Here is a 9,742-nt window from a genome sequence, read left to right on the forward strand (position 1 = left end):
AATATTTAGATATTCTTAAAAAAGCTGAATTAAAGATATTAAACTCTGTAGGAGACTTATTAGATCCAACTCAAAAAGCTGAAGCGAATAAAGCAGAAGCTAATAAGGTTACCCAAAAAATAGAAAAATTAAATAGAAATATAACTAAAAATGATGAAAATGAAATATTAGAATCAAGAAATGCATACAACAGTTTAAATGATGAAGCTAAGTCATTAGTTAAAAACTTAGATATATTAGAAAGAGCGGAAAGAAAAAGCAAAGTTATAAATCTAATAGATAAAATAGGTAGAGATGATAATAAAAACGATACTGTTGAAAATAGAGTAAATAAGTATATAGAAGATGTTAAAAAAGCAAAAGAAGCTTACGATACATTATCAGAAGAAGAGAAAAATACAATATCACCATTAGACCGTGAATTTTTAAATGGTGCTTTAGTTACAGTAGAACAATTAAATACAGAGGCTAGAGATAAGGCAATAGCTGAAAAGTTAGTAGAAAGAATAAGTAAATTAAAAAGCTATGAAAAATATACTCAATTAGATGAAAAAAGAGCTATAGCTAAGGAAGTATATGATATAAGAGGGGCTTACGAAGGATTAACATATACAGCGAAGAAAATAGTTACTCAAGAATATTTAGATATTCTTAAAAAAGCTGAATTAAAGATATTAAACTCTGTAGGAGATTTATTATAGTAAACTCAAAAGGGTTAAATTAGTAAACAAAAATTAAATAAAGTTATAGCTATAGATAAGCAAAAAATATATTAGAAGCTAGATGAAAAAATAATTCATCTAGCTTTTTTATAATATTAATGTATTACAAATTATATGGTTTGTGGATAAGTTATAATCTAAAAATCTAATTAGCCGATCAATGATGTATATAGCGGTAGTAAAATAATTCTTTAATACCTTGTTTAAAGTATATATCCGTTGGATGAATGAAACTATTTGACGATATGTTATTCAAGTGAAATGAATTTATAATAAGTAAAATATTGTATTCTCTTGTTATGATTTTATTTATAATTTATTATTAGAAAATATTCATAGTTTTAGAATTAAAATTTGATAATTTTTTATAAATAGTGTTTAATCTTGAATTAAATTCATAGTATATAAAGATGAATTTACTTTACAGGGGGTTAATATCATGAATTTAATATCTATAAATATATATAGAGATAGAATTCAATTTGAAGTATTCTCTATATATAATGATAAGAGAGATATTATCATCCAAAATGAAATAATAATACCAGTATCATTTAGTATGGGAGATAAGTTAGAATATATAAGAAAATTTATGAGTATGATAATAAATCAAAATAAAGTAAAAAAGGCGTATTTAAATATAAAAGATAAATTAGAAGTGTATACTATAAAAATAGAGGGAACTTTAGAAGAAGTACTATCAAGTTATGGGGTGGAGATATGCAATTAAGTACTCAGTTTGACTTTGAAGTAATAAATAATATAAAGTCAGAAGGTGTTAACTCATCTTTATACATGGTAAAAGACTTACAGGTTGGATCTAAATTTATACTAAAACAAATAGATAAGAAAGGTCTAAAAGAACCTGAAAGATATTTTGAAGAATCCAAAAAAATATATAAACTAAAGCATCCTAATATAATGGAAATACATTCAGCATCTTATGATAATGAATATATATATATAACGATGCCTTACTTAAAAAATGGATCACTTCAGCATCTAATAGAAAATCAAAACCTTACACTAAGACAAATAATAAAATATTCATTAGATTTTCTTTCAGCGATATATTATGTTCATGAAAATAATATTGTACACTGTGATATAAAGCCTAATAATATATTGATAAGTAATGAAGGAAGTGCAATACTTACGGATTTTGGTTCTGCTTTATATTTAAATAATCTAGGTAATGCAAGATTAAAAAATGTATACTATAAGCACATAGCTCCAGAACAATGTACAAATTCAACAATAAATAAAAAGATAGACATATATCAAATAGGAACTACACTATACAGGTTGTGCAATGGCAATGAAGAGTATAATAAGCAAGCAAGACGATATAAAGATTTAAATAGTCTAAAGATTGCTTGTGCAAAAGGAAAATTTCCGATTAGAAAAAAATATTTACCACATATACCAAAAGAGATGATAAATATAATTGAAAAATGTATTAATGTTAATACTTATGATAGGTATGATAATGTTTTACAAATTATGAATGATATATCATCTATAAATACACATTTAGACTGGTATTATAATAAAGAAAATGAAGAAAAATTTACATGGACTTTAAATACTAACGATAATTATATAAATATAATGTTGCTTAAAGTAGGAACTATGTGGGAAATTATAGATGACTATAGAGAAAGCTTATATGTTGAAACAAAGGCAAAAGGCTATAGAGCTATAAGAGATATAATAAAAAAATATGAAAAAATAGCCTTACTTTAATCCGATCAAGTAAGGCTATAAAAAGGGGTAAAATATATTATAAAAAGGGGTTTATTAGGGAATATATTTTATTTGGGGAGTAAAATAATCGGTTATTAGGGGAATAACCTTGAATTAATAATATCAAAGTTCGACAAAAAAATCAATAGAAATGTCGAAAAAAATAATAAAAAATATAAAAAAATAATAGTACAAATTTATATTTAAAAATTACTTTAATTTAACTAATGATGAATGAAATTTTTTCCTATGCATAAAATAAGAATAAATTGTTAGGAGGAAAATATGAATACTAAATTTTTTACAAGTATAGTTACTATATTTTTTTTGTTATGCTCATCTACAGCTTCTATTTGTTTAGGAAAAGAATATATAACTGAGGAAGATATATGGACAAGCAATATAAATGATAAAGCTATAAATATAAAGGTAACAGATATAGATATAAACAATACATCTATAGAATTGGATGAAGTTTATAATGCATCAGCTATAATAACTGTGGATGTAAAAAACAATGGTTTAAACGATATAGAATTAGCTAATTTAGATGTATATCCATATCAAGGTAGCTTAGCTACTAAATATTTTGTAAGTACATATAAAGATGAGATAAGTGGATTTATAGGAAACCTAAAAAGTGGAGAAAGCAAAACACTAAAAATGGGAGTAACACTACATAACACAAAAGAACCTATAAGATTGGAATTTTCTGATATAGAAGATATTAAAAATAATACAATAGTAAAAACCATAGATATAAAATAAAAAAGAAAAGCAAATGCTTTTCTTTTTTTATTACTCCGGTTGAGGAGCATCAACTGGACATACACTATTGCATGTACCACATTCTATACATATATTTTCATCTATTATGTATTTGTCATCTCCTGCAGATATGCAGTTAACTGGACATTCTGGCTCGCAAGCTCCACAGCTTATGCAAGCATCTGTTATAAAGTAAGCCATCTATAACTACCTCCTTAAAAAATAGTACAAAATATATAATTCCCCAAATTTACAATTTTAATCACCAATTTTATAAATATCTTACAAATTTGTACTTTGATTTATTTTATATAACAAGGTATAATTAAATTTATAATATTTAGGAGGATCATATGAATTATAATAATAATGATGATAATAGAATAAGAAGAAAAAAAGTAAGCTCAAATGATTATAATTATAAATATAAACAACATCAAAGATATTATAAAGAAAAAGTAAGAATAGACAATACAAGTTATGAAAGAAAAATAGAAAATAATAAAATAAAAAGAGATAATACAAATAATGTTAATAAAAGTACAAGAAGTAGTAGAAGAAAGAAGAATAATAAACAAAGAGGTTTTAAACTAGCAAAGGCATTTTTAATAGTTACATTGGCTTTATTTGTTGGATTATCAGCAGTGGGATCAGTATTTGTAGTATCTTCTTTAAGAGATACAAAAGTTATAAATAAAGAAATATTGAGAGAGAATTATATAAGTAGTGAGGTAGTACCTGATAATGAAATACCAAAATACTTAAAAGAGGCATTAGTTTCTATAGAAGATGAAAGATTTTATGAACACAAAGGTGTAGATATTATATCTTTAACAAGATCATTATTGCATAATATATTATCAGATACTACTCAAGGTGGAAGTACTATAGAAATGCAAATATCTAAAAATCTTTTAACTAGTGATGATAGAAATATGAAAAGAAAGATAAAAGATATATATTATGCTACTCAAATGGACAAATTTATGACTAAGGATGAAATACTATGTACTTATTTAAATAATGTTTATTTTGGTAAGTCAGCTTATGGAGTAGGAAAAGCTTCAAAAGTATATTTTGGAAAAAATGTACAAGATTTAACTTTAGCTCAAAGTGCTATGTTAGTGGGAATAACTAATAATCCAGCTAAATATAAAGAGCATAGAGAAGCTAAGAAAAGACAAGAAGTTATATTATACAAGATGAAAGAACTTGGTTATATAGATGAAGAGGAATACTCACAAGCAATAAGTGAAAAGGTTCCGTTTAAATCAGAAATAGAATAAATTAAAGAGGTGCTAATATGAGTGAATATAAATTTACTTACGAAGATACAGAGTATATATTAAATGCAAATAATTGTAGTGAATTAATTAATGATGAAGAAAAGCCGGTTACAGGTATAACAGTTGATAGTATATTAAATATGTTAAATGAAGCATATGATGTTGACTTTGATATAGAATATTATCAAGAAGCATGTCCTGAGTGTTTAGCAGGTGTAAAAGAAAAGCAAAAGTTTTTTGGATTTTTAGAGTATCACTTTTATATACTTACTAAAAAAGGTGAGTATGTAATAAGTGATATAAGCAAAGAGTATAAAGGGTTATCATTTAACAAATTATCTAGACAAGGTAAAGTTGATGATAGCTACATAGTAAGTATAATAATTTGTGAAAAATGCCAAGATTATATAATTCAAATAGAAAATTGTGTGATATAAAAAGTCTACTGTAATGTAGACTTTTTTTAATATAATTAAAAACTAAAGATAAAAAAGAGGAAGTAAAGCATTTATTATTTATTAGATTGATATTACTATCAATAATAATTTTAGGGACATAATTTTTAAAACTTTTATTTTGATATTTAATAAATTTATACGAAATGCTGAAAATGATAATTATTATTATTTACAACGATGATTATGTATGTTATACTTTAAATAAGTAAAAGTTATAAAGTACATATATACTTAATTATGTACTTATAAGTGATTTATTGTGTAAACTTTAAAATATTATAACCTTCAGCACGCTATAATATTTTTCTATGTTTTACATATTGATGTATCGCTTATACTTGCCATAACTTTTAATTTACTTAAAATAATTACACATACGTCTAAAAAAACTACGATCTGTATCGTAGTTTTTTATTTTAACGATAATGAAATTCATTTACAATTATAAAAAAATGTGGTATATTAAATTTAGGCTTAAAGTTATCGCGGCAAATTTCTAATATTAATAGGAGATGATAATTATGGCAAAAATGATGGGACCTAGATTTAAACAATGTAGAAGACTAGGCTTAAATGTATGTGGACATCCAAAAGCAATGGATAGAGCAGTAAAAGGAACGTCTAGAGAAGATAAGAAACTTTCACCTTATGGAGTACAGTTACTGGAGAAGCAAAGATTAAGAGCATACTATGGTGTGTTAGAAAAGCAATTTGCTAATTATGTAAAGAAAGCTGAGAAATCTAAGGAATCTACAGGTACAGCTTTAATACAAGCATTAGAATGTAGATTAGATAATTTAGTATATAGATTAGGATTAGCAAGTTCTATAAGACAAGCTCGTCAAATGGTTGTTCATGGACATATACTAGTTGATGGAAAGAAAGTTAATATACCTTCTTATGGAGTATCTATAGGAGAAGTTATATCTTTAAGAGAAAAGTCTAGAAATAATACAATGTTTAAAGAAAGTTTTCAACAAAATGTTACTAGCCAATATCCTTATTTAGAAAAGGATTTAGAGAACTTTTCAGGTGTACTTACTAGAAAACCTGAAAGAAATGAAGTTCCAATAGAGATAGATGATATTTTAGTTGTTGAATATTATTCTAGATAATAAATAAAAAATACCTTAGATATAAAAAATATATCTAAGGTATTTTTTACTATTATTAATTAAGTATTAAAAATTTAAAGTAACTTTTATTTAACAAGAGACAGTAGTAAAGATAGCTTCAATTTCTGCAGTAATTTTAACTAATCCAGATGATAAATCTTGAGTAGAAGCTACAAATGATTTAGAAGAAGAGTAAGCAATAGAGTATAAAGAAGAACTTTTTTCAATTATTTTAAATGGAGCTGGATTGAATTTAATATTAAAACTACTAGCTAGCAAAGCAGCCTTATTAAGTGCATCCTTACTAGCTTTTTTTAGTGCTTTACTGTAATAATAAGTAGAATTAGATAGTAAGAAGTCTACATTTATATTATCGTTAGCACCATTTTCTATAGCTAAAGAATAAATATCTTTTAATTTTGATACATCATGTATCATAACTGTAATTAAATTAGTTACAATAAATGATAATTGTTGATTATCACATCCAATATAATTTCTAGTAACTGATATATCTTTAGTGTTTATGTCTTCTTTAGGTATACCATAGTCAGTTAAGCTAGTAATTAAGCTTTCAAGTGTTTGTAAATTTTTATCTTTAGCCTCCTCAGCGCTTTTACTATCACTTGTAATTCCAAGGTTTAATCTAATTAAATCGGACTCAATCTCTAAATATCCAACTCCGTTGACGGATAAAGAACCTTTATCTGTTGGAATATACATTTTACCATTTCTAAACTGCATAAAAATAGAACCTCCATACCATAAAATATATCTATTAATAAATATATGAATGGTATACATATATATACTAAATTTAAAAATGGTATATTTAATTATCTAGGTTGGTTTAAGTTTATACAACTAAGTAAAAATAATAAGAAAAGTGGACTAGTTAAAGATATGTTCATAAATGTGTCGACTAAATATAAAGATATAATTAGAATTACTATTAGAAATAGATTTGTTGAGCTAAGTTAAAATAAGTAATCATATCTTATAATTCAAATTATTGAAAATACTAAGATATGGTTATTTTTATAATAATAACATAACAAAGTTAGCTAAGTTAATAAAGATACTAATTTATTTGAAAAATCACTATAATATAATACTCTAACAGAGCTTATTCATTATACAAAATAGTTTTAAAAATAAAAAGTATAGAATAAAATATATAATAGTATGATATTTACTTTTATTAATTTTAAAAGGGGGACTTTTTATGAAAGAAACAATGGTTGCAAAACATGCCAATTGGCCAAGAGTTTCAGACCCAATTTTTAATATATCAGAAAGGGCTCAAAAGGCTATAAATGATTTTGGTAAAGAAAATGTAATAAATGCTACTATAGGAGCATTAACAGATGATGATGGAAATCTTATAACTTTAAATACTGTATTTGATGAATATAAATCATTACCAAATTCAGAAATAGCAGCATATGCATCAATAGCAGGTCAAAAGGATTACTTAGAAGCAGTAAAAAAAGCTTGTTTTAAAGATTCTATGCCAGAGGCACATATAAGAGCAGTTGCAACTCCTGGTGGAAGTGGAGCTATAAAACTTGCAGTATGGAATTATACTAATGAAGGTGATGAAATATTAACATCAGATTGGTTCTGGAGTCCATATGTAAACATAAGCGAAGAAGTAGGAAGAAAAGTAACTACATATCAACTATTAGATGAAAATAACAATTTCAATTTCAACTCTTTTAAAGAAAAATTTTTAGATATAGCATCTAAACAAGAAAGAATATTCATTATATTAAACACACCAGCTCATAACCCAACAGGATATAGCGTTCCAGATGATGATTGGGATAAAATATTAGACTTATCAAAAGAAGTAGCCAAAAATCCAGAGAAAAAAATAATATTATTTGTAGACGTTGCATACATCGACTTTGTAAAAGATGATGATGGATGCAGAAAATTCTTTGAAAAATTCACAAACCTTCCAGAAAATATACTAGTTATAGTTGGATTTAGTATGTCAAAAGGATTTACTGCTTATGGAATGAGAATGGGAGCAGCTATTTGTATATCATCTAGTGAAGATGTAGCAGAACAATTCTACTATTCTTGTGTCCATTCCTGTAGAGCAAACTGGTCAAATTGTAATAGAGCTCCTATGAAAGTTCTTACTAATATAATTAATGATCCTAAAAAATATAAAGAATATATGGATGAAAAGAAAATATACAAAGATATGTTAAGTAAAAGAGCAAAAGCATTTGTAGAAAGTGCTAAAAAGTGTGAACTTGATATTCTTCCATATATAGATGGATTCTTTATAAGTATACCTTGTGAAGACCCTAAAGCTGTTAGTGAAGAATTAACAAAAGATAATGTATTTGTAGTACCGCTTAAAAAAGGACTTAGATTTGCAGTATGTGCAGTATCAGAAGAAAAATGTGCTATTGCACCAAGTATTATAAAAAATGCATTAAATCATGTTTTAGCTAAGGGTTAAAAATATAAATATTTGTGGGGGAAACTAAGCTATGAAATTATTAATGACTGGCAATGAAGCTATTGCACGTGGAGCATATGAAGCAGGTGTAAGATTTGCATCTGCATATCCTGGAACGCCAAGTACTGAGATATTAGAAAATGTAGCTACATATAAAGAAGATATAGTAGCAGAGTGGGCAACTAATGAAAAAGTAGCATTAGAAGCAGCTATAGGAGGGTCAATTGCAGGAGCTAGAACTATGGCATCTATGAAGCATGTTGGAGTTAATGTTGCGGCTGATCCATTATTTACATTTTCATATACTGGAGTAAATGGAGGAATGGTTTTAATAACTGCAGATGAACCTGGAATGCATTCTTCACAAAATGAACAAGACAATAGAAACTATGCTAAGTTTGCAAAAATAGCTATGTTTGAACCATCAACTAGTCAAGAAGCTAAGGATATGCTTAAAGAGGCATTTGAAATAAGTGAAAAGTACGATACGCCTGTTTTATTTAGAGTAACAACAAGGCTTTGCCATTCTAAAGGAATAGTTGAGTGTAGTGATAGGGTAGAAGTTCCTATAAAGGAGTATATTAAAAATCCTAAAAAGAATTTAACAGTACCAGCTCATGCTAGAGTAAGAAGAGTAGAAATAGATGATAGAATGAGTAAATTACTAGAGTACTCTAATAATACACATTTAAATAATTATGAAATAAATGATACTAAAATAGGTATAGTTGCATCAGGAATGTGTTATACCTATGCAAAAGAAGTATTTAAAGATGATGCATCATATATGAAGCTGGGATTTACAAATCCTCTACCAATGGAAAAAATAAAAAAATTTGCTTCTAAAGTAGATAACGTTTATGTAATAGAAGAAAATGACCCATTTATAGAAGAACAATTAAAAGCTAATAATATAAAATGTCATGGTAAAGATATATTCCCTTCATATGGAGAACTTACACCAGATGTTATAAGAAAATCAGTATTTGGTAAAACAAATGATACTATAGATTATAACAAAGATTTAGTAGTTAATAGACCTCCAGGATTATGTGCAGGATGTCCTCATAGAGGTTTTTTCTATGAATTAGGAAAAAGAAAAAATGTTATGATTACAGGTGATATAGGATGCTATACTTTAGGATTTGCGCCTCCATATAATGCTATG

At 26.1% G+C, this 9,742-nt stretch carries 10 protein-coding genes and 2 pseudogenes; 10 read left to right on the forward strand and 2 right to left on the reverse strand.

What is annotated here, in order from left to right; all coding sequences use genetic code 11:
* The 4 genes from Q5F54_RS06845 to Q5F54_RS06860 all read left to right on the forward strand — a co-directional run.
* Nucleotides 1-701: hypothetical protein (locus tag Q5F54_RS06845; RefSeq protein ID WP_331562486.1), on the forward strand; the 701-nt coding region annotated here is incomplete at its 5' end.
* 460 nt (nt 702-1,161) lie between these two features.
* A complete protein-coding gene (locus Q5F54_RS06850; protein WP_277232275.1) occupies nt 1,162-1,452 on the forward strand; it encodes a hypothetical protein in 291 nt (96 codons plus the stop codon).
* Nucleotides 1,443-2,468, forward strand: coding sequence for a serine/threonine-protein kinase (locus tag Q5F54_RS06855; protein WP_281538459.1), 1,026 nt, complete (start codon nt 1,443-1,445; stop codon nt 2,466-2,468). The genes Q5F54_RS06850 and Q5F54_RS06855 overlap by 10 nt, the downstream gene beginning before the upstream one ends.
* 285 nt (nt 2,469-2,753) lie before the next feature.
* Nucleotides 2,754-3,236, forward strand: a complete 483-nt coding sequence (locus Q5F54_RS06860; protein ID WP_302334140.1) for a hypothetical protein — start codon at nt 2,754-2,756, stop codon at nt 3,234-3,236.
* 30 nt (nt 3,237-3,266) lie between these two features.
* Here the strand turns inward: Q5F54_RS06860 and Q5F54_RS06865 are convergent, their stop codons facing one another.
* Nucleotides 3,267-3,437: a 4Fe-4S binding protein gene (locus tag Q5F54_RS06865; RefSeq protein WP_071121158.1), complete on the reverse strand. Its 171-nt coding sequence runs from the start codon at nt 3,435-3,437 to the stop codon at nt 3,267-3,269.
* Between the two features lie 152 nt (nt 3,438-3,589).
* Between Q5F54_RS06865 and Q5F54_RS06870 the strand changes: the two genes are divergently transcribed.
* The 3 genes from Q5F54_RS06870 to rpsD all read left to right on the forward strand — a co-directional run bounded on the left by Q5F54_RS06870 (nt 3,590) and on the right by rpsD (nt 6,095).
* Nucleotides 3,590-4,522, forward strand: a complete 933-nt coding sequence (locus tag Q5F54_RS06870) for a transglycosylase domain-containing protein (RefSeq protein ID WP_302169386.1) — start codon at nt 3,590-3,592, stop codon at nt 4,520-4,522.
* Nucleotides 4,523-4,539: 17 nt separating this feature from the next.
* On the forward strand, nt 4,540-4,959 hold the full coding sequence (locus Q5F54_RS06875; protein ID WP_302334141.1) for a DUF3785 family protein: 420 nt from the start codon (nt 4,540-4,542) through the stop codon (nt 4,957-4,959).
* Nucleotides 4,960-5,501: 542 nt separating this feature from the next.
* On the forward strand, nt 5,502-6,095 hold the full coding sequence (gene rpsD, locus Q5F54_RS06880) for a 30S ribosomal protein S4 (protein ID WP_281538462.1): 594 nt from the start codon (nt 5,502-5,504) through the stop codon (nt 6,093-6,095).
* Between the two features lie 90 nt (nt 6,096-6,185).
* On the opposite strand, the gene Q5F54_RS06885 is transcribed toward rpsD, so the two are convergent.
* A complete protein-coding gene (locus Q5F54_RS06885) occupies nt 6,186-6,839 on the reverse strand; it encodes an SIMPL domain-containing protein (RefSeq protein WP_281538463.1) in 654 nt (217 codons plus the stop codon).
* A gap of 84 nt (nt 6,840-6,923) precedes the next feature.
* Between Q5F54_RS06885 and Q5F54_RS06890 the strand changes: the two are divergent.
* The 3 genes and pseudogenes from Q5F54_RS06890 to Q5F54_RS06900 all read left to right on the forward strand — a co-directional run.
* Nucleotides 6,924-7,076 (forward strand): annotated as a pseudogene (locus tag Q5F54_RS06890) (IS1595 family transposase); the annotation flags it as partial.
* 244 nt (nt 7,077-7,320) lie between these two features.
* Nucleotides 7,321-8,574, forward strand: a complete 1,254-nt coding sequence (locus tag Q5F54_RS06895) for a pyridoxal phosphate-dependent aminotransferase (protein WP_288526580.1) — start codon at nt 7,321-7,323, stop codon at nt 8,572-8,574.
* Nucleotides 8,575-8,605: 31 nt separating this feature from the next.
* Nucleotides 8,606-9,742, forward strand: a pseudogene (locus Q5F54_RS06900) (thiamine pyrophosphate-binding protein); the annotation flags it as partial.

Origin of the sequence: uncultured Romboutsia sp., assembly GCF_958366745.1 — a bacterium.
Taxonomy (GTDB): domain Bacteria; phylum Bacillota; class Clostridia; order Peptostreptococcales; family Peptostreptococcaceae; genus Romboutsia; species Romboutsia timonensis.

What these genes read in the sequence shown, in the direction of transcription:
- Q5F54_RS06885 (WP_281538463.1), bottom strand. Translation starts at nt 6,839, where the DNA reads ATGCAGTTTAGAAATGGTAAAATGTATATTCCAACAGATAAAGGTTCT.
- Q5F54_RS06870 (WP_302169386.1), top strand. Translation starts at nt 3,590, where the DNA reads ATGAATTATAATAATAATGATGATAATAGAATAAGAAGAAAAAAAGTA.
- rpsD (WP_281538462.1), top strand. Translation starts at nt 5,502, where the DNA reads ATGGCAAAAATGATGGGACCTAGATTTAAACAATGTAGAAGACTAGGC.
- Q5F54_RS06895 (WP_288526580.1), top strand. Translation starts at nt 7,321, where the DNA reads ATGAAAGAAACAATGGTTGCAAAACATGCCAATTGGCCAAGAGTTTCA.
- Q5F54_RS06875 (WP_302334141.1), top strand. Translation starts at nt 4,540, where the DNA reads ATGAGTGAATATAAATTTACTTACGAAGATACAGAGTATATATTAAAT.
- Q5F54_RS06865 (WP_071121158.1), bottom strand. Translation starts at nt 3,437, where the DNA reads ATGGCTTACTTTATAACAGATGCTTGCATAAGCTGTGGAGCTTGCGAG.
- Q5F54_RS06855 (WP_281538459.1), top strand. Translation starts at nt 1,443, where the DNA reads ATGCAATTAAGTACTCAGTTTGACTTTGAAGTAATAAATAATATAAAG.
- Q5F54_RS06860 (WP_302334140.1), top strand. Translation starts at nt 2,754, where the DNA reads ATGAATACTAAATTTTTTACAAGTATAGTTACTATATTTTTTTTGTTA.
- Q5F54_RS06850 (WP_277232275.1), top strand. Translation starts at nt 1,162, where the DNA reads ATGAATTTAATATCTATAAATATATATAGAGATAGAATTCAATTTGAA.